25 protein-coding genes and 1 pseudogene are annotated in these 24,538 nt (G+C 64.9%); 12 read left to right on the top strand and 14 right to left on the bottom strand.

Annotated elements, in window-relative coordinates:
• The 6 genes and pseudogenes from AB4118_RS15165 to AB4118_RS15140 all read right to left on the bottom strand — a co-directional run.
• Positions 1-238 (bottom strand): annotated as a pseudogene (locus tag AB4118_RS15165) (hypothetical protein); the annotation flags it as partial.
• Positions 239-358: 120 nt separating this feature from the next.
• A complete protein-coding gene (locus tag AB4118_RS15160; protein WP_441490486.1) occupies positions 359-1,258 on the bottom strand; it encodes a polysaccharide deacetylase family protein in 900 nt (299 codons plus the stop codon).
• A gap of 12 nt (positions 1,259-1,270) precedes the next feature.
• Positions 1,271-2,998, bottom strand: coding sequence for a dipeptide ABC transporter ATP-binding protein (locus AB4118_RS15155; RefSeq protein ID WP_441490485.1), 1,728 nt, complete (start codon positions 2,996-2,998; stop codon positions 1,271-1,273).
• Positions 2,995-3,873 (bottom strand): ABC transporter permease, encoded by an 879-nt coding sequence (locus AB4118_RS15150; protein WP_441490484.1) that lies wholly within the window; start codon positions 3,871-3,873, stop codon positions 2,995-2,997. The genes AB4118_RS15155 and AB4118_RS15150 overlap by 4 nt, the downstream gene beginning before the upstream one ends.
• Positions 3,873-4,844: an ABC transporter permease gene (locus tag AB4118_RS15145; RefSeq protein WP_069878004.1), complete on the bottom strand. Its 972-nt coding sequence runs from the start codon at positions 4,842-4,844 to the stop codon at positions 3,873-3,875. The genes AB4118_RS15150 and AB4118_RS15145 overlap by 1 nt, the downstream gene beginning before the upstream one ends.
• Before the next feature lie 25 nt (positions 4,845-4,869).
• Entirely contained in the window at positions 4,870-5,571 is a 702-nt protein-coding gene (locus AB4118_RS15140) for a creatininase family protein (RefSeq protein WP_441490483.1), read from the bottom strand.
• Positions 5,572-5,664: 93 nt separating this feature from the next.
• Between AB4118_RS15140 and AB4118_RS15135 the strand changes: the two genes are divergently transcribed.
• From AB4118_RS15135 to AB4118_RS15110, 6 genes are all read left to right on the top strand, one after another.
• Entirely contained in the window at positions 5,665-6,207 is a 543-nt protein-coding gene (locus AB4118_RS15135; RefSeq protein WP_441490482.1) for a MarR family winged helix-turn-helix transcriptional regulator, read from the top strand.
• A 222-nt stretch (positions 6,208-6,429) separates the two neighbouring features.
• Positions 6,430-8,022 carry an ABC transporter substrate-binding protein gene (locus AB4118_RS15130; protein ID WP_441490481.1) on the top strand — a complete coding sequence of 531 codons (1,593 nt, stop codon included), beginning with the start codon at positions 6,430-6,432 and terminating at the stop codon, positions 8,020-8,022.
• Positions 8,023-8,231: 209 nt separating this feature from the next.
• Positions 8,232-9,194: an isoaspartyl peptidase/L-asparaginase family protein gene (locus tag AB4118_RS15125; protein ID WP_441490507.1), complete on the top strand. Its 963-nt coding sequence runs from the start codon at positions 8,232-8,234 to the stop codon at positions 9,192-9,194.
• Complete coding sequence (locus tag AB4118_RS15120; RefSeq protein ID WP_441490480.1) at positions 9,191-10,234, top strand: ketopantoate reductase family protein; 1,044 nt, start codon at positions 9,191-9,193, stop codon at positions 10,232-10,234. Before AB4118_RS15125 ends, AB4118_RS15120 begins: the two co-directional genes overlap by 4 nt.
• Positions 10,207-10,962, top strand: a complete 756-nt coding sequence (locus tag AB4118_RS15115) for an SDR family NAD(P)-dependent oxidoreductase (protein ID WP_441490479.1) — start codon at positions 10,207-10,209, stop codon at positions 10,960-10,962. The genes AB4118_RS15120 and AB4118_RS15115 overlap by 28 nt, the downstream gene beginning before the upstream one ends.
• Before the next feature lie 127 nt (positions 10,963-11,089).
• Positions 11,090-11,299, top strand: a complete 210-nt coding sequence (locus tag AB4118_RS15110) for a cold-shock protein (protein ID WP_043234173.1) — start codon at positions 11,090-11,092, stop codon at positions 11,297-11,299.
• 167 nt (positions 11,300-11,466) lie between these two features.
• On the opposite strand, the gene AB4118_RS15105 is transcribed toward AB4118_RS15110, so the two are convergent.
• Genes AB4118_RS15105 through AB4118_RS15085 form a run of 5 tightly spaced genes read right to left on the bottom strand, consistent with a single transcriptional unit; the run spans position 11,467 to position 16,168 of the window.
• Entirely contained in the window at positions 11,467-12,648 is a 1,182-nt protein-coding gene (locus AB4118_RS15105) for an enolase C-terminal domain-like protein (protein ID WP_441490478.1), read from the bottom strand.
• A 10-nt stretch (positions 12,649-12,658) separates the two neighbouring features.
• Entirely contained in the window at positions 12,659-13,933 is a 1,275-nt protein-coding gene (locus AB4118_RS15100; RefSeq protein WP_441490477.1) for a TRAP transporter large permease, read from the bottom strand.
• Between the two features lie 4 nt (positions 13,934-13,937).
• Positions 13,938-14,450 carry a TRAP transporter small permease gene (locus AB4118_RS15095; RefSeq protein ID WP_441490476.1) on the bottom strand — a complete coding sequence of 171 codons (513 nt, stop codon included), beginning with the start codon at positions 14,448-14,450 and terminating at the stop codon, positions 13,938-13,940.
• Between the two features lie 5 nt (positions 14,451-14,455).
• Positions 14,456-15,454: a TRAP transporter substrate-binding protein gene (locus tag AB4118_RS15090; protein WP_441490475.1), complete on the bottom strand. Its 999-nt coding sequence runs from the start codon at positions 15,452-15,454 to the stop codon at positions 14,456-14,458.
• A 54-nt stretch (positions 15,455-15,508) separates the two neighbouring features.
• Complete coding sequence (locus tag AB4118_RS15085) at positions 15,509-16,168, bottom strand: GntR family transcriptional regulator (RefSeq protein WP_441490474.1); 660 nt, start codon at positions 16,166-16,168, stop codon at positions 15,509-15,511.
• A 223-nt stretch (positions 16,169-16,391) separates the two neighbouring features.
• Between AB4118_RS15085 and aspT the strand changes: the two genes are divergently transcribed.
• The 4 genes from aspT (at position 16,392) to AB4118_RS15065 (ending at position 19,371) form a co-directional block, all read left to right on the top strand.
• Positions 16,392-18,059 carry an aspartate-alanine antiporter gene (gene aspT, locus AB4118_RS15080; RefSeq protein ID WP_441490473.1) on the top strand — a complete coding sequence of 556 codons (1,668 nt, stop codon included), beginning with the start codon at positions 16,392-16,394 and terminating at the stop codon, positions 18,057-18,059.
• A gap of 301 nt (positions 18,060-18,360) precedes the next feature.
• The gene (locus tag AB4118_RS15075; RefSeq protein WP_043234255.1) at positions 18,361-18,570 is read left to right on the top strand and encodes a cold-shock protein; all 210 of its coding nucleotides are present in this window, start codon (positions 18,361-18,363) and stop codon (positions 18,568-18,570) included.
• 145 nt (positions 18,571-18,715) lie between these two features.
• Complete coding sequence (rpsU, locus tag AB4118_RS15070; protein ID WP_441490472.1) at positions 18,716-18,982, top strand: 30S ribosomal protein S21; 267 nt, start codon at positions 18,716-18,718, stop codon at positions 18,980-18,982.
• A 134-nt stretch (positions 18,983-19,116) separates the two neighbouring features.
• Positions 19,117-19,371, top strand: a complete 255-nt coding sequence (locus tag AB4118_RS15065; protein ID WP_052513594.1) for a hypothetical protein — start codon at positions 19,117-19,119, stop codon at positions 19,369-19,371.
• 68 nt (positions 19,372-19,439) lie between these two features.
• On the opposite strand, the gene AB4118_RS15060 is transcribed toward AB4118_RS15065, so the two are convergent.
• On the bottom strand, positions 19,440-20,678 hold the full coding sequence (locus AB4118_RS15060) for a multidrug effflux MFS transporter (RefSeq protein ID WP_441490471.1): 1,239 nt from the start codon (positions 20,676-20,678) through the stop codon (positions 19,440-19,442).
• A gap of 157 nt (positions 20,679-20,835) precedes the next feature.
• Entirely contained in the window at positions 20,836-21,474 is a 639-nt protein-coding gene (locus AB4118_RS15055; protein ID WP_441490470.1) for a glutathione S-transferase family protein, read from the bottom strand.
• A gap of 112 nt (positions 21,475-21,586) precedes the next feature.
• Between AB4118_RS15055 and AB4118_RS15050 the strand changes: the two genes are divergently transcribed.
• Together AB4118_RS15050 and AB4118_RS15045 are read left to right on the top strand one after the other, a co-directional pair.
• The gene (locus AB4118_RS15050) at positions 21,587-21,973 is read left to right on the top strand and encodes a SpoIIAA family protein (RefSeq protein WP_441490469.1); all 387 of its coding nucleotides are present in this window, start codon (positions 21,587-21,589) and stop codon (positions 21,971-21,973) included.
• A gap of 146 nt (positions 21,974-22,119) precedes the next feature.
• Positions 22,120-23,385: an alkyl sulfatase dimerization domain-containing protein gene (locus tag AB4118_RS15045; RefSeq protein WP_441490468.1), complete on the top strand. Its 1,266-nt coding sequence runs from the start codon at positions 22,120-22,122 to the stop codon at positions 23,383-23,385.
• Between the two features lie 56 nt (positions 23,386-23,441).
• On the opposite strand, the gene AB4118_RS15040 is transcribed toward AB4118_RS15045, so the two are convergent.
• Positions 23,442-24,521 carry a sn-glycerol-3-phosphate import ATP-binding protein UgpC gene (locus AB4118_RS15040; protein ID WP_441490467.1) on the bottom strand — a complete coding sequence of 360 codons (1,080 nt, stop codon included), beginning with the start codon at positions 24,519-24,521 and terminating at the stop codon, positions 23,442-23,444.
• Positions 24,522-24,538 lie beyond the last annotated feature (17 nt).

Here is a 24,538-nt window from a genome sequence, read left to right as displayed (position 1 = left end):
CGGGTGCTCCGGGAGCGGGCCGCGGGCGTTCGGCCCCAGGCGGGCGCGCCTCGCCGGGCGCGGCTGGGGCTCCCGGGGGGCGAGGCCGGCGCGGCTGTCCGGGCTCTTCGTCCGACGGCGCAGGAGCCTGCGCTAATCTCATCGGTGCCTGCGCCGGTTCGACCGCGAAGCCGCCATGCGACAGGGTCAGGCCGGGAAGGACAGTACCGATCAGAAGCCAGTTTTTCGTGCGCGTCATGAGTTCCGTTTCCGTTTCAGTGGCTCGGGCTATCAGCGCGCGTGCGCACTGAACCCGCCATGAACCGAAAACGGCCGAAATCGGGCAGGGTTCCTCCCCGCCCGACCCGAGCTGTGCGGGCTAAAGCCCGGCCTCGGCCTTTACATAGCGCGCGATCTCGGCGTGGCTGGCAAACCAGCAATCGCCCTTCGCCTTGGCATGCCGGATCAGCTCCTCGAGGATCCAGATGCGCGAGCGGTAGGTGATGACATGGGGATGCATGGTCAGCAGGAAGAGCCCGCCTTCCTCATGGGCGCGGTCGAATTCGCGGCGGAAGATGTCGAATACGGCTTCCGGCGCCGTGTAGGGCCGCAGCGCCTGGAAGCGGTTCATGTTGAAATAGACCGCATCGTCGCGGATCCATTCGACCGGAAGCTCGACCATGCCCGTCGGCTCGCCCTTCTCGATGATCTCGTAGGGGTCGTCATCTGCAAAGAGCGAGGAATCGTAGAGCAGGCCGAGTTCGCGCTCGATGCTCAGGGTCACTTCCGAAAAATCCCAGGACGGCGTGCGCATGCCGACCGGCCTGACGCCGGTGATCTTCTCCAGCGTATCGGCTGAGCGCAGATGCAGTTCGCGTTCGGCCGCGGGCGGCACGGCGGTGTTGACCTCATGGATCCAGCCATGCAGGCCGATCTCGTGGCCTTCCGCTATGACGCGGCGTTGCTCGTCGGGATAGAGCAGGGCGGTTACCGCCGGCACGAAGAAGGTCGCCTGGATCTGTTCCTTCGCCATCAGGCTGAGGATGCGCGGCATGCCGACGCGGTTGCCATACTGGCCCCAGGAGAGGCGGCCGACCGATTTGCCGCCATCGCGCAATTCGTTCGTCTCATGATCGACGTCGAAGGAGAGGGCGACGGCGCAGCGCGCGCCGTTCTTCCATTTCGTGGGCTTCAGGTTGCGGCCTGCGCGCACGCGCTCGACCTTGTCGCGCCAGACCTCCTCGGGCCATTGCCAGGGTTCGAGAGCAGGTTCGGTCATGGCGGATGTCCTTCAGGCTGGCGGGGCGGTCGGCAGGACCGGCACGGCGGCCAGGAGCCTGCGTGTGTAGTCGTGGCGCGGATTGTCGTAGATCTGGCCCGCTGGCCCCTCCTCGACGATCTTGCCGCGATACATGATCGCGACCCGGTCGCAGAGATGGCGCACCACCGAGAGGTCGTGCGAGATGAAGATCAGGGTCAGGTTCAACTCGGTCCGCAACCGCATCAGCAGGTTGATGATCTGTGCCTGGATCGAGACGTCGAGCGAGGCGACCGGCTCGTCGCAGACCACGACATCAGGCTGCATGGCGAGCGCACGCGCGATCGCGACGCGCTGGCGCTGGCCGCCGGAGAATTGATGCGGATAGCGGCCGGCGAAGGCGGGATCGAGCCCGACGGCGGCGAGCCATTGCCGGACATATTCGGCCGCCCCCGCCCTGGTGACGATGCCATGCGTGATCGGCCCCTCGGCAATACTGTCGCCGATGCTCATACGCGGATTCAGCGAGGCGAAGGGGTCCTGGAAGATGGTCTGGATCCGGGTAGTGTTCTTGTGCGGCCGCGCGCCGCCGCCCATCACCGGCTCGCCCTCCAGCCGCACCGTGCCGGAGTTCGGCGCATAGATGCCGGCCGCCATACGCCCGAGCGTCGATTTGCCCGAGCCCGATTCGCCGACGAGGCCGAGCGCCTCCCCCCGCGGGACGGTCAGGCTGACGGAAGCGACAGCCTGGACCCCACGGCCCGGTTGCGACAGTCCAAGCTTCTGGCCGAGCAGGCGCAGGATGCCGGGCGGGGTCTGGAACAGCTTGCTGACGTCCTGAATGACGAAATAGGAGGCGTCCGCCTTCGATCCACGCGACGGTGAGGCACCGGAGGTGCGTGCCGGCGGCGATGCATCGGGGACACCGCCGCCCCGGGCGAGGAAAGTGCCCGGCTTGGCGCGGGACGGCAGCGAATCGAGCAGCGACTGGGTGTAGGGGTGCTGCGGTCTGGTCAGCACGTCGAGCACAGGCCCGGTCTCGACGATCCTGCCGTAACGCATCACGCAGACGCGGCTGGCGATCGAGGAGACCGTCGCCAGATCATGGCTGATCCAGATCAGTGCCGTGCCGAGCTCCGCCACCAGCTCCTTCATTTCGGCCAGGATCTCGGCCTGGATCGAGACATCGAGCGCCGTGGTCGGTTCGTCGCAGATGATCAGCTTTGGCCGGTGCAGCAGAGCGATGGCGATGGCGACGCGCTGGCGCATGCCGCCGGAGAACTGATGCGGGTAGAAATCGACCTTCGCCTCGGGCTCCGGAATCCGGACCTGGGCAAGCGCCGCGATGGCGCGCCTGCGCCCTTCTTCTGCCGAAACCTTCTCATGCGCCTCCAGCGCCAGCAGGATCTGGGCGCCGATCGTCAGGACCGGGTTCAGCGTCATCAGCGGGTCCTGGAAGACCATCGAGATGATCTTGCCGCGAATTGCGCGCAGGTCGCGGGACGGCAATCCGATCAATTCGCGCCCTTCGAGGCGGATCGAGCCGCTCTCGATTTTTCCAGGCGGGTCGATCAGGCCGATGATCGAGAAGCCCGTGATACTCTTGCCGGAGCCGGATTCGCCGACGAGGCCCATGACCTCGCCGCGCTTCAGTGAGAAGGAGACGCCGTCGACGGCCTTCACGACGCCGGCACGGGTGTGGAAATGCGTCGCGAGGTCACGGACCTCGAGCAGCGGCACTGCCTCGGCCGAGCCACTCATCGCCTGAGCCTCGGGTTGACCTGGTCGCGAATCTGGTCGCCGACGAGGTTGATTGCGACGATCAGGATGATCAGCGCGACGCCGGGATAGATCGAGATCCAGTAGCGGCCCGACATCATGTACTGGAAGCCGTTGGAGATCAGCATGCCGAGCGAGGGCTCTGTCACCGGCAGGCCGACGCCGAGAAAGGAAAGCGTCGCTTCGAGCGCGATGGCGCTCGCCACCTGCACCGTCGCGACCACGATCAGGGGCGGCAGGCAGTTCGGCAGGATATGGCGCCAGACCACCCGGCGGGCCGGCAGCGGCGTCGAGAAGGCGGCCTCGACATAGTCCTTGCCGCGCTCGGCCGCGGCTGCGCCATGGGCCGTGCGGGCAAAATAGGCATATTGCGCGGCTGCCAGCGCCGCGATGAGCTGGAATTTGCCCTGGCCGAGCACGGCCGAAATCACCAGCGCGAGCAGGATCGCCGGGAAGGCGAGCTGGAGATCGATGATGCGCATGATGAACGCTTCCCAGCGGCCGCCGAGATAGGCGGCGGTGATGCCGAGCGTGACGCCGACCGTGAAGGCGAGCGAACCGGCGATCAACCCCATCTGCAGCGAGATGCGCAGGCCGTAGAGGATGGCCGAGAACAGGTCGCGGCCCTGCGCGTCGGTGCCGAGCAGATGGGTGAAGCCGCCGGAGCCGACATAGCCCGGCGGCCGGCGCGCATCTGACAGGGTGAGATTGGCGAGATCATAGGGATCCTGCGGCGCGATCCAGGGCGCTAGGAGCGCCACGCCGATCATCAGCACGACGACGACGAGGGCTGCGAGCGCCACCTTGCTCTCGCGGAACTCGTTCCAGAATCGGGCGAGGGGCGAAGCCTGCTTCATTACGCGCGCGCCTTTCTCAGGCGCGGATCGAGCGCGACATAGGTCAGATCGACCAGGAAATTGATGGTGATGAAGACGAAGGCGACGAGCATCAGATAGGCGACCATGACCGGCCGGTCGAGCGACGTGATGGAGTCGATGATCAGCTTGCCGATACCGGGCCAGGAAAAGATCGTCTCGGTGACGACCGCGAAGGCCAGCGTCGAGGCGAATTCGAGCCCGAAGACGGTGACGATCGGGATCGCGATCAGGCGCAGCACATGCCGGCGCAGGACGGTCCATTCCGAAAGTCCGGCGGCTCGGGCAAATTTCACCGTATCGGTCAGCATCACCTCGCGCGTCCCGGCCCGGGCCAGCCGCGTCATCAGGGCGAGCTTGAAGAAGGCGAGGTTAAGGGCCGGCAGCAGCAGATGGCTGAGCCCGTTCAACGTCAGAAAACTCCACTCGACGCCGAAAAGCGAAGCGGTCTCGCCGCGGCCACCGGCAGGCAGCCATTGCAGCTCGACTGCGAAGGTGATGATCAGAACCAGGCCGATCCAGAAGGTCGGTACGGAGAAGCCGAGGATCGAGATCGCCATGATGATCTTGGCGAGCAGGCTGTCGGGCTTGTAGCCGGCATAGATGCCGGCCGGCACGCCGATCAGGGCCGCTCCGAATACGGCAGCCAGCGTCAGCTCCAGCGTCGCGGGCAGGCGCGACAGGATAAGTTCCAGCACCGGCATGCCGAAGACGAAGGAACGGCCGAAATCGCCGTGGAGCACACGACCAAGGAAGGTGAAATACTGTTCCCAGAGCGGTCGATCGAGCCCGTAGCGGGCAATCGTCTCGAGTCTCATCTCCTGGCTGACATCGGGCCCGATCAACACGTCGATCGGGTTGCCGATGGCGTAGACGCCGACGAAAACCAGCGCCGACATGACGAGCATCACCAGCAGAGCCTGGACGATGCGCCCGAGGATGTGCCCTAGCATCTGACGAAGCGCCTGGCGCCTGCGGTCACGGCCAGTTCTCCGCGATCACCGCCCGCGTCTCCTCGACGCCGACCTGCCAGAGGCTGAGCATCTCGTTGTCGGAGCGCTGGTAGCGCCCGTGGAAATTTCCGTCGCCCAGGATCTCGCGCTTCTTCGCCGGGTTCGAGGCCTGGTAGAGCGCGCGATCGAAGGGCGGCTTCACTGCATCCGGCATGGCGACGCCGTCGAGCCGGGTCCAGGGGAAGTTCTCCATCCAGGAGGCATGCGAGGCAGCGGGATCGACCGCCTTCACCGCCGCCTGGAAGCGCGGCCCTGCCCACCAATCATGCAGCTTGACGCTGGCATCGGGGCGGCGGCCCATCCATTCCGTGCAGAAGGTCATCACGGGTGCATTGCCGCCATGGCCGTTGACCAGCACGATGCGGCGGAAGCCGGAGCGGTAGAAGGCCTCCAGCATATCCTCGATCAGCGCGACATAGGTGCTCATCCGCAGCGAGACGGTGCCGGGGAAGGCGACGAAGCCTGGCGTCATGCCATAGGCCAGCACCGGGAAGACGGGTACGTTCAGCGGCTCGGCCGCATCGCCTGCCACTTTCTCTGCCAGGATCGCGTCGGTGGCGAGGCTCAGATAGGCGTGCTGCTCGACACAGCCGAGCGGCAGCACACAGCGGTCATCCCGCTGGGCCTGCGCTTCGATCTGCATCCAATTCATCTCGGCGACACGCACGGCCCGTTCCTTGCTTTTCTCTGGCAGTGCGCCATCCTTGACTCCCAGTCAGAACGTCGTCAAGTTCCATTTGGAACTAAACGGGAGCTCATCATGCGCCGCGCCCCCACATCACTCTCGCGTCTCGACCATGAGCGCGAAGCGGCGTTGCGCGATCTCGACCCGCTCACCGTCACCAAGCTCTGGGACAATCCCTGCTGGCTGTCGTTCCGGTTGAACTTCGTCGCCTTCCGCTTCAACGATCCGGTCTATCGCTGGATAGAGACCCGCTACGGCCTGGTCCGCCCGGAATTCGTCGCCCTCTACGCGGTCGGCCTGAAGGAGGGTGTGGCTGCAAAGAACATCGTGGCCTCGTCCGGTTTGCCGAAGAACACGCTCAGCCGCGCCATCCAGAAGCTGCTGACCCGGCGCCTGCTCAAGCGCGAGACGGACCGGGACGACCTGCGCAGCTTCGTGCTGCGCCTGACGCCTGCAGGACGCGCCATTTTCGAGGAGACCATGCCGCTGATGGTGAAGCAGCAGAGCGCCATGCTCTCGGCCTTGACCGAGGCCGAGCAGCGCCAGCTTTGCGAATTGATGGACAAGCTCGTCATTGCCTCTCCGGTGTGGCCGGCGGATCTCGAGCCCCAGTCATAGACCGGGTCGGGCGAAGCGTTCTTCCAAAGAATTGCGGGATGGTGGTGGGTCTTCACTGCCGTACCGCGCCAATTGAGAACAACAGTCGAGTCAGGATCGCCTAATCAAGTGACACCAGGGCGCCTCGTTGCGTGGGCCGACTGCCACCGCCGAGGCCACATAATAAACCAGCGGGAGGGCCGACATGTCGGCCTTTACCGAAACAAAACAGGGGAATTCGTCATGAAGCTTGCCACTACCGTCCGCATCTTCGGACTCGCGGCCGCACTCAGCGCCTCCGTCTCCGGGGTCGCCCTAGCGCAGACGCTTACAATCGGCGTTCGCGCCGGCCCGGAATCGATCGATCCGCACTTCACCGCGACCGGCACCCATGCCGAAGCGCTGAAGCATGTCTTCGACACGCTGACCTGGTCGGGCGACAAGCTGCAGATCGAGCCGCGGCTTGCGACGAGCTGGAAGGCGATCGAGCCTTCGGTCTGGGAGTTCAAGCTGCGCCCGGGCGTCAAGTTCCATGACGGTTCCGACTTCACCGCCGAGGATGTGAAATTCTCGATCGAGCGCATCCCCGTGGTCGCCGGGCCGAACCCGACCACGATCTATGTGCGCCGCGTCAAGGAGGTGAAGATCATCGATCCGCTGACGGTCCATATCGTCACCGACGGGCCGGCCCCGAACCTGCCGAACGACTTCATCCGCCTCTTCATCGTCTCCCACAAGGCGGCGGCCGGACTGACCAAGGACAACGCCAACGAGGCCTTCAATACCGGTAAGGCAGCGGTCGGTACCGGCCCCTACAAGTTCGTGTCCTGGACGCCGAAGGACCAGCTCGTGCTGGAGCGCTTCGACGGCTATTGGGGCGAGAAGGAGCCTTGGGCCCGCGTGCTGCGCAAGGAGCTGCCGAACGACGCCGCCCGCGTCGCCCAGCTCAAGGCCGGGCAGGTCGATATCATCGTGCGGGCGCCGGCATCCGACGTGCCGACCCTGAAACGCGACTCCAAGCTCGCGGTCACGACGGTCGACACGGTCTATGTCTTCAACATGGAGCTCGACATGCGGGACAAGTCCCCGCAGGTCAGCGCCAAGGATGGCTCACCGCTGCCGAAGAACCCGCTCCAGGACGTCAAGGTGCGCGAGGCGATCGATCTCGCCATCGATCGCCCGTCCCTGGCGGAGATTGCGATGGAAGGTCTCGGCTCGCCGGTGAACCAGCTCGTGACGCCGGATATCGCGGGCTACAATAAGTCGCTGCCGGCGCTGAAGCCTGACCTCGCCAAGGCCAAGAAGCTGATGGAGGAGGCCGGTTACGCCAACGGCTTCAAGGTCGCCTTCTCGTTCACCAATGACCGCCTTCCCGGCGACCGTCAGGTCGGCACGTCCATCGCCCAGATGCTGGCGCGGATCGGCATCGACGTGAATGCCAATGCCCAGCCGGGCGCGGTCTTCTTCCCGGCCCGCCTGCGCGGTGATTTCTCGATGTCGATGTCCGGCTGGGGCACGCTGACCGGTGAGTCAAACTACACGCTTTCCTCGGTGGTGCACTCGAACGATCCGGCCAAGAAGCTCGGCGCCTTCAACGTGCTGGGCTACAAGAACGCCGCGCTCGACAAGCTGATCGAGGATGCGGCGGTGGAGATGGATGAGGCCAAGCGCAACAAGTTCCTCTCCGATGCCAACGCCATCGTCGCACAGGACCGGCCACGTCTGCCGATCGTCGCCGTCGGCTCGGCCTGGGCCATGCAGAAGGACAAGGTCGTGATCAAGCCGCGCGTGGATGAAGACACGCTCGCCATGGACATCAAGCCCGCCAAGAAATGAGGCTTCGGCCTCGCTCGCCCGGTTCCTGCAAATATGCAGGAACCGGTATAAAAACGCGCCGAACGAGTATCGGGCATGCGTGGAGAGACTAGCCGCAAGGCCAGTAGGTGGGGTATGTGCCCCGCCGCCTGCTCTCCCCTTTCCCGACTACACGGTTCGACCTCTCCCACTGCGGGAGAGAGGGAAACGCACCAGGATTACCCATGACAATCTCACCTATTGCCCTGGCCATTCATGGCGGTTGTGGCACCTTGCCCAAGGCCGAGATGACCGAAACGGAGTGGACCGAGGCCAAGGCGGATCTCGCCGCCTCGCTCCGCGCCGGCTGGGCCGTTCTCAGCAAGGGCGGCTCGGCCGTCGATGCGGTCGAGGCCGCGGTGCTGGTGATGGAGAATTCGCCGCATTTCAATGCCGGCCACGGGGCCGCGTTCAACGCGGATGGCGAGCATGAGCTCGACGCCTCCATCATGGATGGCGAGACGCTGGCCGCCGGCGCCCTTTGCGGCGTCAAGCGCATCCGGAACCCGATCGGCGCCGCCAAGGTGCTGATGCGCCGCGGCGATCCGCTTTTCCTGGCCGGCACGGCCGCGGACAGCTTCGCCGAGTCGGAGGGGCTCGACATGGTCGAAAACGAGTATTTCTCGACCGAGCGGCGCCGCAAGAATCTGTCCTCGATGAAGATCCGCGAGCTTGTCGGCACCATGTCCGAAGCAAGCGAGGCCGAGAAGCACGGCACGGTCGGTGCGGTCGCGCTGGATGCCCAGGGCCATCTCGCTGCTGCGACCTCCACGGGCGGCTACACCAACAAGCCGGCCGGCCGTGTCGGCGACTCGCCGATCATCGGTGCCGGTACCTATGCGCGCGACGGGCGTTGCGCGGTCTCGGGTACGGGCAAGGGCGAATATTTCATCCGCTACTGCGTCGGGCACGAGATCGCCTCGCTGATGGCCTATGCCGGCCTGAGCCTCGAGGAGGCGACCGCCCGGGCGATAGCCGAGCTCACCGAGCACAGGATCGGGGCTGGCCTGGTCGCGATTGGTGCCGATGGCAGCATCGTCGCGCCCTATAATTCCGCGGGCATGTATCGTGGCTGGGTGACGCCCGATGGCTTCATCCATGTCGCGACCCATCGCGATGTCGAAGTCGCCGGTCAGCTCGAGGCGGCTGCGTGAGCACGCCTGAGCCGATCGTCATCTGGGGTGCGGGCGCGATCGGCGGCACGCTTGGAGCCTATTGGGCGCGCGCGGGCATTCCTGTCCTGCTCGTCGATGTCGTCCCCGAACATGTCGAAGCCTGCCGGACGACGGGCCTCGCGATCAGCGGGCCGATCGAGGAATTTCGCCAGGTCGTGCCCGCGGTGACGCCGGCGGAGCTGACAGGAACCTACAAGCGCATCGTGCTCGCGGTGAAGGCGGGCGCCACGCAAACGGCACTCGACGCGCTCGCCCCGCATCTGGCCGAGGACGGTTTCGTGCTCTCTGCCCAGAACGGCCTCAACGAACTGGCCATTGCCAGGCACGTCGGCGAGGCCCGGACCATGGGCTGCTTCGTCAATTTCGGCGCGGACTGGCACGGGCCGGGCGAGATTCTCTACGGCAACCGCGGTGCTGTCGTCGTGGGCGAGATCGATGGCGCGATGACGCCGCGCGCCCTCGAAATGCACAAGCTGATGCTGCTCTTCGAGCCCGACTCGATTTTGACCAGCAATATCTGGGGTTATCTGTGGGGCAAGCTCGCCTACGGGGCGATGCTGTTTGCCACGGCGCTGACGGATGATTCGATGTCGGCGAATTTCGCCGATCCGAAGCGGCTCGCCGTCTGGCTCGAACTCGGGCGGGAGGTCGGTGCGGTCGCGGCGGCGCGTGGCGTCTCCTCGCTCGGCTTCGGCGAGTTCGATCCGATGGTCTTCGCGCCGGGCCGGCCGGAATATCCGCAGATCGCCGCGATCGCCTGGCTCGCCGACTACACCTCGAAGACGGCCAAGACGCATTCCGGGATCTGGCGCGACCTTGCCGTGCGCAAGCGCAAGACCGAGGTCGATCCCCAGATCGGCATCATCGCGCGCCTCGGGCGCGAGGCCGGCATTCCGACCCCGACGATCGAGACGCTGGTGAGACTGATCCACGAGGTCGAGGACGGCGAGCGCCCACTCTCGTTCGATATGCTGAAGGTGCTGATCGACCAATGCAACTCCGCTTCGACAATCGCGTAGCCCTCGTCACAGGCGCTGCCCAGGGCATCGGCCGAGCCATCGCAACCGCCCTGGCTCGGTCCGGGGCTAGGGTGCATCTCGCCGATATCGATGCCGAGGGGGTCGCGAAGACCGCAGCCGAGATCGGGGCCAGGTTTCATGCCGTCGATCTCGCGACGCCGGACGCAGCGCGCGATCTGCTTGGCACGATCTCGGCCGAAAACGACTCGCTCGACCTGCTCGTCCATGCGGCGGGCGGGGTGCGCGGCCAGGTCGGGCGGCCGATCGAGGAGATTCCCGAGGCGGACTGGCGCAGCATTTTCGCCGCCAATGTCGATGCCGCCTTCTTCCTGGCGCAAGCCGCAGCACCGGTGATGAAGCAGGCCGGCTATGGACGCATCGTCACCATCTCGTCCGGTGCGGGATTGCGCCCGAGCCTCACCGGCATCCAGGCCTATGCCAGTGCCAAGCACGCGCTGGTCGGGCTGACGAAGCAGCTCGCCTGGGAGCTCGGCCCGCATGGCATTACGGTGAACTCCGTCGCGCCCGGCTTCGTGCGCTCCAATCCGGCAACGGAACGGCAATGGCAAAGCTATGGCGAGGCCGGCCAGAAGAAACTGGTCGAGAGCATCCACACCCGACGCCTCGGTACGCCCGAGGACATCGCCAATGCCACGCTGTTTTTCTTGAGCGAACAGGCCGGCTGGATCAGCGGCCAGGTGCTTTCCGTCGACGGCGGACGCTCCTGAGCATTGGGGCGTTTTGCGGGCGCCGACGCGGTTTTTAACGGCATCATTGCCACATGCGTATTTTCGACCCTACAGTGGTCCCCGGGCTGGCATGAGCCAACCTGAATAGTGACTGAAGGGATAGCACGTGAGCACGGGTACCGTGAAATGGTTCAACGAGACCAAGGGCTATGGTTTCATCACCCCTGACGCGGGCGGAAGCGATATTTTCGTCCATATCAGCGCTGTCGAGCGCTCGGGCCTGCGCGGCCTGAACGAAGGCCAGAAGATCAGCTACGATCTCGAGGCCGATCGCAAGACCGGCAAGTCCTCGGCGGTGAACCTCAAGACGGCTTGATCTCCGCCTTCTGCGGGAGGGCGATCGGCGGCGTCACCTCCCGAGCCAATGCGAATCTCTATCTCTCTATCCGGACTGAAGACGATTCCCGGCATGCCCGTCGCCCCAAGGCGGCGGTAGAAAGGACCAGGGCCAGCCCGAAAAAGGCCGGCCCTCCCAATACGCATCTAGAGCTTGAACAGCTCCCGCCCCGTCTGATGGGCACGGATGTAATCCCAGTCATAGCTCACGCCGAGGCCTGGCCCCGTGGGCACGGGAAAACAGCCATCCTTGTCGACACCGTCGAGCTGGTCGCTGTACCCGCAGGTGTAGACCGGTGGCACGGCGTTGGGGCAATCCGGGCCGACCAGCGCAAGCTCATAGAAATTGGTGTTACGAGTCGCGGCCATGCAGTGGCGATGCGCAGGCCCGCAGGCATGGATCTCGACGTCGACGCCAAAGGCCTCGGCGAGATGGGCGATCTTCATCGCGCCGGTGATGCCGAGATCGTATTCCGGATCGGAGCGCAGCATGTCGGTGCCGCCATTGATCAGGAAATCGGCCTTGGGCTCGAAGCCGCGCAGATACTCGGTCTGCAGGATCGGCGTTTTCAGCATCTCGCGCAGCTTCTTGTGGGCGAACGCGGAGACGCCACAGTCACGCATCGGGTCCTCGTACCAGAAATAGCCCCCCTCGTCGCAGGCCCGCCCGACATAGAGTGCGTCGGCGAAGGTTCTGAGCTCATTGGCCGGGTCGAGCATCAAAGTCATGCGATCACCGACCGTCCTGGCGACATGCAGGACGTTTGCCGCCTCCTCGCGCGCGTCGCCCTCATGCCAGCCATGGAGCTTGAAGGCGCGGTAGCCCAGTGCGTAACAGGCCTCGGCGAAGTCGGAGAAGGCCTCCTTGCTGTCGAGCCCGCCATTGCGGTCGCCGTGATAGGTCGAGGCATAGGTCTTGAGCCGCGTGCGGAAGCCGCCGAGCAATTGCGACACAGAGGCGCCGAAGCGCTTTCCCGCCAGGTCCCAGAGCGCGATGTCGATCGGTCCGATCCCCATCCCGTCATGCTGGCGGAGCTCCCGCTTCATGTCGTTCCAGATTTCCTCGCGGTGGTCCGGATTGCGGCCGAGCAGGTTGGGCGCAAGCGAGAGTGTCTGCGCCATCGTGGCCCGGGTTCCGCCCCAGTGCATGACATATTCGCCCTCGGCGCCGTCATCGCTGCGAATGACGATCGCAAACTTGGTCAGCTCGAGCTCTGAATTCGGCTTGTATCCGACATTGTAGACCGCCCGGGCATTCTCGGCCGAGCGGCCGAGATTTCTGCTCTTGAACGAGAATTCGACGACCTCAACCTCTGCAATCCTGGTCATGATGATCCTCTCAGAAACCGGCGATCCGGGGGAGCCAGAGGCTCAGGGCCGGCACATAGGTGATGATGGCGAGCGCCACGACGAGCGCGATCAGGAAGGGCCAGAGCTCCCGCAGCAGGGCCCCGAGCTTGACGCGCGTGATCGCCATGGCGACGAAACAGAGCACGCCCACGGGCGGTGTCACCTGGCCGATGACGAGGTTGACCAGCAGCACGATCCCGAAATGCACGAGGTCGATCTGCAACGCGGCCAGCAGCGGCAGCAGGATCGGCACCAGGATGATCATGATGGCGATCGTCTCCATGATCATGCCGGCAATCAGCAGGGCGATGTTCAGGATCAGCAGAACGACCAGCGGATCCGTCGAGATCGAGGTCATGAAGCTGGTGACCAGCTGCGGCGCCTGCTCGATGGCCAGAATCCAGCTGAAGGGCGAGGCCGCGGCGACGATGGCGATGACCACCGCCGTCTCGCGCGCCGTGCCGATCAGGATCGCCGGGAGGTCGGCAAGCTTGATCGAACGGTAGATGAACATGCCGACAACCAGGGAATAGGCGGCGGCGACGCCGGCGATCTCGGTTGCGGTGAATAACCCCGCCCGGAAGCCGACGATGATCAGCACCGGCATCAGCAGCGCCAGCGAAGCGTATTTGAACTCCTTCCAGAGATTCGGGAACGAGAAGGAGCCGGCCGGCTTGAAGTCGCGCCGCAGCGCCAGGATGGCGATGGTCGCCATGATGCAGCCGGCCATGACCAGGCCAGGAATGATGCCGGCGACGAAGAGGCTGCCGAGCGAGACATTGGCCTGCCAGGCATAGACCACCATCAGGATCGACGGCGGGATGATCGGGCCAAGCGTGCCGGCAACCGCTGACAGCGCCGCTCCAAACGCACGTGGATAACCCATGCGTTCGAGCTGCGGCACGAAGACCCGTGCGGCTGCGGCCGTATCGGCGACGGATGATCCGGAGATGCCGGAGAGAAAGACCTCGCCGACGACCAGCGTATGGGCCGGCCCGCCGCGGATATGGCCGACCAGTGCCTTGGTGAAGCTGAAGAGCCGCTCGGAGATGCCCGACGCGTTCATCAGGGAGCCGGCGAGCGTGAAGAGCGGGATCGCCAGCAGGGGGAAGGACTGCACGCCGGCCACGATGCGCTGGGCGGCGACGGTGAGCGGCACGCCTTCGATGAAGATCGTCAGCAGGGCCGAGCCCGCCATCGCGACCCAGATCGGCGTGCCGACTACGAGCAGGACCGCGAAGGTCAGGAGAAGGATGGAGACCATGCCGCTAGTCCCGCGTCGTGATGTCGGACCAGAGTGCGCCGGTGACGCCTTCGTCGATCAGGTTGCGCAGGAGATGCAGCAGCGACAGCAGGCTCCCGACGAAGAGCGGCGCCACCGTCCAGCCGGCCGAAATGCCGAGCATCGGCGTCAGGTTCGGCAGTTCGCGCTGGAGATAGCGCCAGGAAAACCAGGTCAGCGTGCCGAGAACCGCCGCTGTCGCGAGCAGCGCCACGACGCCGAAGAGGGTGCAGAGCCAGCGCGGGGCGAACAGCACCACGACATCGATGATGATGTGGGTCCGGGCATGGAAGGCGTTGGCGATGCCGAGGAAGATCATCCAGCCGAACAGCAGCAGGATCAGTTCCTCGGACCAGGTCAGCGGATCGTTCAGCGCGTAGCGGAAGACGACGGCGGCGCAGACCAGCGTCGCGATCGCGCCGTGCAGCGCGGCAAGGAAGGCGTTCTCCAGGCGGCTCGACCAGTCGTCGAGCCGCCGGATCAGGTCGAGCCCGGTCATGCCGGTCAGCGCTTGCGCTGAGCGCCGATGGCGGCGAGCACGCTGTCGAGATGGGCCTTGCCCCAGCGGCCTTCCATCGCGGTTGCCACGACCTTGGACCTGGCGGCGAAGGCGTCGCGATCGACATCCTCGACGATCTTGGAGCGGCCGGACTTGCGGATGTCCTCGAGCATCGAGGCCTCGCGCTTCTGCTGGAGATAGGTGTTCAGGGCCGAGGCGCGGGCGGCTTCGGCGAACAGGACCTCGCGATGCTCGGGCTTCAACCGGGCGAGGCTGTCCTTGTTGATGACGATCATGTTGTTCTGGAGCATGTGCTTCGTCATCGCGACATAGCCCTGCACCTCATAGAACTTGCGCGAGAAGATCGTCGGGATCGGGTTTTCCTGGCCGTCGACCGTCTTCTGCTGGAGCGCGGTGTAGACCTCGCCAAAGGGGACCGGCGTCGGAGAGGCGCCATAGGCCTTGATCATCTCGACCCAGACCGGGCTTTCCGGCACGCGGATCTTGAGGCCCTGCAGGTCCTCCGGCTTCTTCACCGCGCGGTCGAGCGTCGTCATGTTGCGCCAGCCCCAGTACCAGATGCGGCTGACCGGGACGATGCTATGCTTGTCGCGGAGCTCGTCGAAGATCGGGTCGAAGGCAGCAGAGCGAATGATCGCCTCGGCCTCGCTCCAGTCCTTCCAGAGGAAGGGCGCACTCGGAATCTCGAGGGCGGGTACGAGCGCGGAGGCGGCCGCCATCGAGGGCGCTGAGATGTCGAGAGCGCCTTCCTTGACCTGCTTGAACAGGTCGATTTCCTTGCCGAGCTGCTCGGCCGGGAAGACCTTGATGGTGACGGCGCCGCCGGTCGATTTGTTCACGCGATCGGCGAATTCCTGGAACAGTTCGCCGGCGATCTCGGTGGTGGTGTTCGCATGGCCAAAGCGCAGGGTCTGTGCCTGGGCGGCTGTCGCGAGGAAGCTGCCTGCGATCAGGCTCGCAGCGGCAAGGCGTCGTAGAAACATCATATCCTCCCGGATGTTATGGTGGTTCTTGCACAGCTGCCTCTGACGGGCGGCCTATTTGATCAGCCTCTCATGGGAGCCCTCGAGATGCCGTCGCATCGCCTCGGCGGCAGCTTCGGGATCGCCGGTCTCGAGCGCATCGATGATGCGGAAATGCTCGGCATGGGTGATCCCGACATCCTGCTCGCGGCTGAGGTAGAGCCGTGAAATGTGCAGATGGAAGCGCAGGTCGTCATAGCTCTTCAGCGCGACCTGATTGCCCGCCGCTGTCAGGATGAGGCGGTGGAAGCGGTCATCGGCTTCGGTGAACGCGCGGTGGCTGCGATACTCGCGGGACGGCGGATCGGCCATCATGACCGCGACGGCGTCGCGCAGCGCCGTGATGACATCGGCGCCCGGGCGCCGCCTGGCGGCCTCTGCCGCGGCCCAAGGCTCGAGCACGCTGCGAAAGCTGTAGACGTCCTCGTAATAGTTGCGATCGGGCAGCGCCGCGGTCGCGAAGCCGACGAAGGGGACGGCCGACACGAGCCCTTCCGCGACGAGCCGCGTCAGCGCCTCGCGGATCGGCGTCGAGCTGACGGCCAGTTCGCGCACCAGCCCATCGACATTGATCTTTTCGCCCGGCGCATAGGCCTGATCGAGGATGCGTTCCTTGATCGCCTCATAGACCTGGTCGCCAAGGACGACCCGTTCGATCTTTCGCGCCCCGTTCAATGCCTATTATCCTGCATCTTGGATCGTGCACGATTTAGGGATGAACTTGCTTTGGAGTCAATCCAAATCGTCGACGTGCCGCGACTTCACTTGGCACTGGCCAATGAGTGGACGACCTCGATGTGCCGCAGACGAGTGCCGCACCGGCGATCGCGGCTCTTGCAGAGTAGGAGCGGGCAGCGAATAGTCGCCGTCGACCACTGCTCTGGAACTGGGGGCCATCGTGGCATTTGTTGAACAGCCGGTTGTTGCACTGTTCATTTCGCTGGCTCTTGGCCATTTGATCGGAAAGATCAGAATTGGCCCCGTTCAGATCGGCGGTGTCTGCGGCACGCTCTTCGTCGCATTGGCCCTTGGGCAGCTTGGTGTCACCATCAGCGCGGACCTGAAGAACACGGCGTTTGCGCTGTTCATCTTCGCTCTCGGGTTTACGGCCGGACCGCAGTTCTTCAACAATATCCGTGGTGGCTGGCGCTACGGAATCCTGTCCTTCGTCGAGGTCGGGACGGTCCTGCTGCTGCTCACAGCGGCCATCATCTTGTTCCGCCTGGATCCCGGCACCACGTCGGGGCTCTTCGCCGGCTCGGCCACGGAATCGGCTGTGCTCGGGACGGCTTCGGATGCGATCGCCCGGTTGGCCCTGCCGGCAGCCGAAGTGGCGCGGCTGCAATCCAACATGGCGACGGCCTATAGCGTCACCTACCTCTTCGGCCTCGTGGCGATCGTCGTCTTCACGACGCAGATCGGTCCCCTGCTGCTGCGGATCGACGTGCGCGAGGAATCCGCCGCGCTTGCAAAACAACTGGGAGCCGAGGACGACGCGGGCAAGGAGAACGGCGTGCCCGAGATCGTCTCCCGCTGCTTCCATGCCGGGCCGATTGCGGGAAGCAGCGTCGGCGCCTTCGAAAACAGCGTCAATGGCGTTGTGACCATCGAACAGGTCGGCCGCGGCGAAGGTTTTACCAAGGCAACCACGGACATGGTGCTGGAGGCCGACGATGTTGTCCTCGTGCTCGGCCGCCGCCGCGCCGTCATCGCGATCAGCGAGAGATTGGGCGCCGAGGTGCCGATGCCGGCAGGCGACAACGTGCCACTCGTCGAGCGCGAGGTCGTGCTCGTCCGTAGCGAGGTGATGGGGCGCCGGATTCGGGATCTTCGTCGGCTGGCGAGCGCGGAACAGCGGCGCGGTGTCTTCATTTCGCGCATCAGGCGGCTCGGGCATATCGTTCCGGCTTTGCCGGGCACCGTTCTCGAGCAGGGCGACGTCCTGACGCTCTACGGCTCCGAGGACGCGATCACGCGGGCGGCCCCGGAGCTCGGCCACTTGCTCCCGGCGACTTCGAGTACCGACTTCGTGATGCTCGGGCTGGGAGTGGTCGCGGGTCTCCTGCTGGGAGAACTGAGCTTCAGGGTCGGCGCCCTGAACCTGACGCTGGGGACCGGCGGTGGTGCGCTCGTCTCCGGCCTGGTCTTCGGCTGGCTCCACATGCATCGCCCGCATTATGGCGCGATACCGCTGCATGCTGCGGAGTTCATGAAGGACTTCGGCCTGGCGACCTTCATCGCCGCAATCGGTCTGTCGGTGGGGCCCGATGCCTTCGCGCTGCTCAAGCAGTACGGGCTGGTGCTGCCGGTCCTGGCGATTCTCGTCTCCGCACTGCCGGCCCTGGCTTCTCTCTATATCGGGCATTACCTGCTGAAGATCGAGGCTCCGATCCTGCTCGGAGCCATCGCTGGCCAGCACTGCAGCACCCCGTCGATCAGCGCATTGGTCTCCCTCGCTGGCAATTCGACGCCGGTGATCGGCTACACCGTGACCTATGCGATCTCGAACGTCCTGCTGCCGCTGATGGGGCCGGTCGTGGTTGGCATGGTCGGGCTGATCGGGTGAAGGGCGTCCGCTGCGGCTGCTTCAGCGGCAGCCCGAAGGGCTCGAAGAGGCGTCGTGAGCTCGCGCTGTGTCTGGGTGGGGTCGATGGCCGCACAGGGGCACGCAAGGCTGCGGTCCTGCTTCGACGACAGGTTGCATTGACAAATTGGTCACAATCACCCATATAGGGGCATCGATCTTAGGCCGAATGAATTGGCCCCCGCGCTAATGGCGCGCTAGCTGACGAACTTCCCGCTCAAAATCGAACACCGTGTGAGGCGTCGTCTCACGCGAATTAATGCCTTGCGAGAAGGAATTCGTCATGGCCACCGGCACTGTTAAATGGTTCAATTCGACTAAGGGTTTCGGCTTCATTCAGCCCGATGATGGCGGTCAGGATGCTTTCGTCCACATCAGCGCTGTCGAGCGTGCTGGTCTGCGCGAGCTCCGCGAAGGTCAGAAGATCACCTTCGAGCTCGTCCAGGACAAGCGCTCTGGCAAGATGTCCGCGGACAATCTTCGCGCCGAGTGATCTGCATGACCGTGCAAACGTAGCATTCCGAATCGAGTGGCGACCACGGATGTACTGGCGCCCCCCTTTCAGGACGATACGCAGCACGGTTGGACGAAGGGTCGGGATTACCCGGCCCTTTTTTCTTTTCTGAAAGGAGCCCGAGATGCAGGTTCTCGTTCGCGACAACAATGTCGACCAGGCGCTGCGCGTCCTGAAGAAGAAGATGCAGCGCGAAGGCGTCTTCCGCGAGATGAAGCGGCGTGCGGCGTATGAGAAGCCGTCCGAGAAGCGGGTTCGCGAGAAGGCTGACGCCATTCGGCGTGCACGCAAGCTGGCGCGCAAGCAGGCTCAGCGCGAAGGACTGATCGCAGCGCCGAAGCCCAAGGCCAAGCCTGTTCGTCCGCCGCGTCTTGCACCGGCGGCAGCCTGAGCTCAGGCCAGCCTGACGATGCCGGCGCAAGGGTCTGCTCGACGCAGTCCAGTGCGCCTGGATGCGCGCTACCGATAGGGCGCGTCGCTGTGAGTGCCGCCAACCGGGCGGCAATCGTGAAGGAGTGGACTGCCATGTCGACCAAAGGACTCTCGGCCGACGAAGCCAAGCGCCGGGCCCAGGCGAATTTGGAGAAGGCCGAGCAAAAGCGGCAGGAAGCCCAGCGTGGGCTGGATGCGCAGCGCGCCGCCCAGGTTGCCGTCACGGAGAAGACCGCGCGCTTGCGCGCGCTGCGGCTGGCGAAGGAAGCCGCAGACGCAGAGGCCGCCGCGATCGCCGAGGCTGCACGGCCCAAGACCGTAGCGTCCAAGCGCACGAAGCGGGCCTGACGGACCGGCGGCTTGCGACCCGCGCGTGCCCGGCCTGGAACGACGTTCCGCGCCCAGAGGGCAGGCCGCTAGCTGCGCCCCGGCGCCGGGTGAAAGAGCCGCCCCTTCTCGACCACCAGAACCACCGCGAGCGCCATGAGCCCGCAGAGTGAGAAGCCGAGTGTCAGCGGCACGACCGTGCCGTTGAAATGCTGGCCGACATAGAAGCCGAGCAGTGCTCCGCCGACCGTGGTGATGAAACCCTGGACGGACGAGGCCGTACCCGCGACATGGCCAAGCGGATCCATCGCCATCGCCCCAAAATTCGGCGCCAGCAGGCCAAAGCAGAACATCGTCCCACCCTGCATGATGGCGAAGAGCCAGAGCGTTTCCTTGCCGGCAAGGGCCAGCACCGCATGCAGGCTGGTCAGCGTGATATAGCCGAGCAATGCACCATGCGAGACCCGGCGCATGCCGAGTCGGCCGACGATGCGCGAATTCAGCAGTGACGCGACCGCCATGCATGCGGCGATCAGGGCGAAGATGGTGGTGAACCATTCCGGCGCCCGGAAGACATCGACAAAGACCTGCTGTGCCGAGTTGATGAAGCCGAACAAGCCGCCGAGAACGAAGGTCATCGCCAGCATGTAGCCGACGCCGATGCGCGAGGTCAGCACCGTGCGGAAGGCGGAGACGATGCTGGCGAACTTGATCGGCGTACGGTCCTCCTCATGCAGCGTCTCGGGCAGGCGCATTGCGGTCCAGAGCATCACGATGGCGCCGAAGGCGGTCAGAACGCCGAAGATCCAGCGCCAGGGTGCGACCCAGAGGATCGCCTGGCCGATCGAGGGCGCCAGAATCGGCACGGCCAGGAAGACGATCAGGGCCAGCGACATGACGCGGGCCATGTCGCGGCCGGAATAGCAGTCCCGTACGATCGAGACCGCGAGCACCCGCGTCGCGGCTGCTCCGACGCCCTGCAGCACGCGCGCCGCCATCATGATCTCGAAGGAGCCGGAGAAGGCAGCGAACACACTGGCGACGACATAGATGCTGAGCCCGGTCAGCAGCACGGGCCGTCGGCCGAAGCGGTCGGAAAGCGTGCCGTAGATGATCTGGGCCACACCAAAGCCGAGCAGATAGCTGGTGACGATCCACTGCCGGTCGTTCGGCTCGGCAATGCCGAGTGTCTCGCCCATTTGGGGCAGGGCCGGCAGCATGGCGTCGATCGCAAGCGCGTTTGTCGCCATCAGTGCGGCCATCATCGCCACGAAGGGATAGAAACCCATGCCGTGGCGCGGCCGGGCAATGTCGAATGTGTCGGTCATTTCTGCCTGCTGCCGGGCACAGCCCGGAACGTCCCGTCTCGCAGATGGGAGAGGCCAGCAAGATAGCCGGCCGATTCTCGCAGGATTAGGCGATGCGCCGCTGCGCAACAACCCGGCCAGAGGCCGGGTTTGGCATGCACTCAGCGTGGAACGACGCCTATTCCGCCGCCGGCTGCTGCTGCGGCATCAGCGCATTGTCGATCTCATTGGCGCGGATCGCTGCCGGGCGGGCCTGCAGTCGTTTGGCATAGGCCTCGAAGGCCGGCCGCCGCTCCATCGTGCCGAATTGCAGGCCCCAGCCGATCTGTGCGCCGAGATAGACATCGGCCGCGCTGAACCTGTCGCCGACCAGATACTCGCCCTGCGATACCGCTTTTTCCAATGTGTCCATGACATCGGCGAAGCAGCCATAGCCGACCGAGCCGGTCTTCTCCGGTGGCACCTCGACGCCAAGCATCTTGTTGGTCACCGCAGCTTCGGTCGGGCCGGCGCCAAAGAAGAGCCAGCGATAATAGGGGCCGCGCTCCTTGCTGCCCGGTGCCGGCGCCAGCCCGGCCTGGGGAAAGGCGTCCGCGAGATAGGCGCAGATCGCGGCGCATTCGGTGACGATCATGTCGCCATGCTTCAGGGCCGGCACCTTGCCCATCGGATTGAGCGCCTTGTACGCGGCCGCCTTCATCGGCGGGCCGAAGCCGACCAGCTCGGTGCGATAGGGCTGGCCGACTTCCTCCAGCATCCAGCGCACGATCCGGCCGCGTGACATCGGGTGGGTGTAGAAGACGAGTTCATCGCTCATGCTGCGTTCCTCCTGTGGAGGGCGAGACTAACCACGACGCATGACCGCGCAATGGCAGCAATCGAAACCGCGGCGGGCCTGCTGCGTTGTCTGAAGCGAAAGGATGACGTCCATGTTCGAAATCCTCGCTGGGCCCGATCATGTCGCGGCCTACCGCCTCTCCGGCACGCTGACCGTGGAGGATTATGACAGTGTGATCGCCGATATCGACGCACGGCTGACCCGGCACGAGAAGATCGGCGTTCTGGTCGATCTGACCGGCTTTCACGATATCACGCTCCGGGCGGGTGCCAGGGATCTGCGCTATGGGTTCAGCAAGCTGTCGGAACTCAGGCGCTTTCCGCGTGAGGCCCTGATCAGCGACAAGGGCTGGATCGAGACGTTGGTGGCGATCGCCAATCCGGTCATCCCCTTCGTCGAGATCCGCTGCTTCAAACCGATCGAGTACGAGGCGGCGCTGGCCTGGGCCAGCGAGATCGAGGGCGGGCCCGAGGCTTAGGTTGCACGTGCCCGGAGCGCGTTGCCGCGACAGCGAACCGCGCGCCTCACCCATAGCTGACATCGCGCGTCAGGACTGCGCGTGCGTGGCCTGTCATTCCTCCCCAGCGGTGCTATCGACATGCTCTGGTCGACGGAGGAATTCAGATGCGGCAGGACGCATTGTTCGAGCGCCTTTGGAGTGGCGCAGCGCAGATGGAAGAATGGACCGAGGCGGTCTCTGCCGGCGCCATCACTGCGGTGGCAGAGAACATCATCACCGTCCACACCACCTATTTCTGCGGCAGCGTCACGGCCATTCGGACGAGTGAAGGCCTTGTCCTGATCGATACGGCCAAGCCAGACACCGCCGCCCAGACGCTCGCGACGATCCGCAGCTGGGACGACAGCCCCATCCACACCGTGATCTATACCCACGGCCATATCGACCACACCAGCGGCATCAAGGTCATCGACGAGGAGGCCGATGCGAGAGCGAGGCCGCGGCCGAGAATCGTGGCTCATCGCAACGTCGCGCGCCGGATGGAGCGATACGAAGCCTCCCATGGCTTCAACAGCATCGTGCAGGGGCAGCAGTTCAACAAGCCGGACTATGTCTATCCGATAGGCCAGCGGCGTCCCGATGACGTCTATGACGACACGCTATCGCTTGCGATCGGTGGCGAACAGCTCGAACTCATCCACGGGCGCGGCGAGACCGACGATGCCACATTCGTCTGGCTGCCGCGGCGGCGCGTGCTGGCGAGCGGGGACTTCGTAATCTGGGTTTTCCCGAATGCAGGCAATCCGCGCAAGGTCCAGCGCTATGCAGCCGAGTGGGCTGTCGCCCTGCGCCGGATGGAGCGCCTGAAGCCGGACATCCTGATCCCCGGACATGGCCCGGTCATTGTTGGGGAGGGCCGGGCAGCGCAGGTGTTGCGCGACGGGGCCGAAGCGCTTGAGCATCTGGTTCGCGATACCCTGGCGCTGATGAACAAGAGTGCGACGCTCGACGAGGTGCTGCGCGCGGTCAAGGTACCGGCCGCCTATCTGGCGAAGCCCTATCTCGTGCCGAAATATGATGACCCCGAATTTCTGGTCCGGGGGATCTACCATTTCTATGCGGGTTGGTTTGACGGAAACCCCGCAAACCTGAAGCCGGCGAAGAACGCTGATCTTGCGTCCGAACTGGCTCGGCTTGCGGGTGGTGCCGAGAAACTGGCTGAGCGAGCCGCGGCGCTGGCCGAGGACGGCCAGACGCGCCTCGCCGTTCATCTTGCCGAGTTCGCGAGTTCAGCAGCGCCCGAGGATCGAGGGATCCAGGCAATCCGGGGCGCGGTGCTCCGGAAAGCCATCGATGGCGAAAGCTCGTTGATGGGCAAGGCATTCCTCGCCGTCTACGAGCGCGATGCAAAAGAACGGTCGGCGGGCTGAGCAGCGCATCCAGCGGCTGTTTCCGGCCGCTGGAGATCGTCCGCGGTCTATCCCTCTTATTCGCGCCCGAGTCGGACGCCCGATTGCGCATCGAAGACGTGGACTCGGTCGGGGTCGACCGAAATCCACAGGCGCTTGGCCTCGGCGGCGACATCGCCGGTTGCGGCCTGCATCACGAAGGGCTGTCCGGCAAGCTTGCCGTGGAAGAGCTGGGTCGCGCCCAGCTCCTCGATGAACTCGACATCGAAGGGCAGGGCCCCGGCCTGGCCCTCGGACGCGATCTCGATATCCTCCGGCCTCAGGCCCACCTCGACCTTCGTTCCCGATGCAAGGTTCTGCTTGAGGTCACGCGCTTCGAGGAGCGCGTCGCCGAGCGCAACGATGCCGGGTCCGTCGATGGCTGCCGGCAGCAGGTTCATCGGCGGCGAGCCGATGAAGGTCGCGACGAAGCGGCTTGCCGGTTTGCGATAGACCTCGGCCGGGACGCCGATCTGCTCGACTTGGCCGCCATTCATCACAACGAGCTTGTCGGAGAGCGTCATCGCCTCGACCTGATCGTGCGTGACATAGATCGCGGTGACGCCGAGCGCCCGCTGCAGCTTCTTGATCTCGACGCGCATTTGCACGCGCAGTTTCGCGTCGAGATTGGAGAGCGGCTCGTCGAACAGGAAGACCTGGGGCTTGCGCACGATGGCGCGGCCCATGGCGACGCGCTGGCGCTGGCCGCCCGAGAGCTGGCGCGGCCGGCGCTCCAGCAGGCCTTCGATCGCGAGGATGCGGGCTGCTTCCTTGACCCGCTTCTCGATCTCGTCCTTCGGCGTCCCGCGGTTGCGCAGGCCATAGGCCATGTTGTCGTAGACGCTCATATGCGGATAGAGCGCATAATTCTGGAACACCATGGCGATGTCCCGGTCCGCCGGTTCGATCTGGTTGACAACCCTGCCGCTGATCGAGACTTCGCCGGACGAGATCGTCTCCAGGCCTGCCACCATCCGCAGCAAAGTGGACTTGCCGCAGCCGGAGGGGCCGACCAGCACGCAGAAGCCGCCATCGGGAATGTCGAAAGAGACGCCCTTCACGGCCTCGACGCCGCCGGCATAGACCTTCTTGACGCTGGAAAGAGTAACCTGGGCCATTGGGTTCCTTGGTCAGT

Source organism: Allobosea sp. 2RAB26, from assembly GCF_052115465.1.
Taxonomy (GTDB): domain Bacteria; phylum Pseudomonadota; class Alphaproteobacteria; order Rhizobiales; family Beijerinckiaceae; genus Allobosea.
The sequence above is the reverse complement of the archived record's forward strand: the minus strand, read 5'-3'. Positions and strand labels throughout refer to the sequence as shown.

Coding starts and splice junctions, on each gene's coding strand:
- AB4118_RS15160 (WP_441490486.1), bottom strand. CDS start 1,258: ATGACCGAACCTGCTCTCGAACCCTGGCAATGGCCCGAGGAGGTCTGG.
- AB4118_RS15155 (WP_441490485.1), bottom strand. CDS start 2,998: ATGAGTGGCTCGGCCGAGGCAGTGCCGCTGCTCGAGGTCCGTGACCTC.
- AB4118_RS15150 (WP_441490484.1), bottom strand. CDS start 3,873: ATGAAGCAGGCTTCGCCCCTCGCCCGATTCTGGAACGAGTTCCGCGAG.
- AB4118_RS15145 (WP_069878004.1), bottom strand. CDS start 4,844: ATGCTAGGGCACATCCTCGGGCGCATCGTCCAGGCTCTGCTGGTGATG.
- AB4118_RS15135 (WP_441490482.1), top strand. CDS start 5,665: ATGCGCCGCGCCCCCACATCACTCTCGCGTCTCGACCATGAGCGCGAA.
- AB4118_RS15130 (WP_441490481.1), top strand. CDS start 6,430: ATGAAGCTTGCCACTACCGTCCGCATCTTCGGACTCGCGGCCGCACTC.
- AB4118_RS15115 (WP_441490479.1), top strand. CDS start 10,207: ATGCAACTCCGCTTCGACAATCGCGTAGCCCTCGTCACAGGCGCTGCC.
- AB4118_RS15105 (WP_441490478.1), bottom strand. CDS start 12,648: ATGACCAGGATTGCAGAGGTTGAGGTCGTCGAATTCTCGTTCAAGAGC.
- AB4118_RS15100 (WP_441490477.1), bottom strand. CDS start 13,933: ATGGTCTCCATCCTTCTCCTGACCTTCGCGGTCCTGCTCGTAGTCGGC.
- AB4118_RS15095 (WP_441490476.1), bottom strand. CDS start 14,450: ATGACCGGGCTCGACCTGATCCGGCGGCTCGACGACTGGTCGAGCCGC.
- AB4118_RS15090 (WP_441490475.1), bottom strand. CDS start 15,454: ATGTTTCTACGACGCCTTGCCGCTGCGAGCCTGATCGCAGGCAGCTTC.
- AB4118_RS15075 (WP_043234255.1), top strand. CDS start 18,361: ATGGCCACCGGCACTGTTAAATGGTTCAATTCGACTAAGGGTTTCGGC.
- rpsU (WP_441490472.1), top strand. CDS start 18,716: ATGCAGGTTCTCGTTCGCGACAACAATGTCGACCAGGCGCTGCGCGTC.
- AB4118_RS15065 (WP_052513594.1), top strand. CDS start 19,117: ATGTCGACCAAAGGACTCTCGGCCGACGAAGCCAAGCGCCGGGCCCAG.
- AB4118_RS15060 (WP_441490471.1), bottom strand. CDS start 20,678: ATGACCGACACATTCGACATTGCCCGGCCGCGCCACGGCATGGGTTTC.
- AB4118_RS15055 (WP_441490470.1), bottom strand. CDS start 21,474: ATGAGCGATGAACTCGTCTTCTACACCCACCCGATGTCACGCGGCCGG.
- AB4118_RS15050 (WP_441490469.1), top strand. CDS start 21,587: ATGTTCGAAATCCTCGCTGGGCCCGATCATGTCGCGGCCTACCGCCTC.
- AB4118_RS15045 (WP_441490468.1), top strand. CDS start 22,120: ATGCGGCAGGACGCATTGTTCGAGCGCCTTTGGAGTGGCGCAGCGCAG.
- AB4118_RS15040 (WP_441490467.1), bottom strand. CDS start 24,521: ATGGCCCAGGTTACTCTTTCCAGCGTCAAGAAGGTCTATGCCGGCGGC.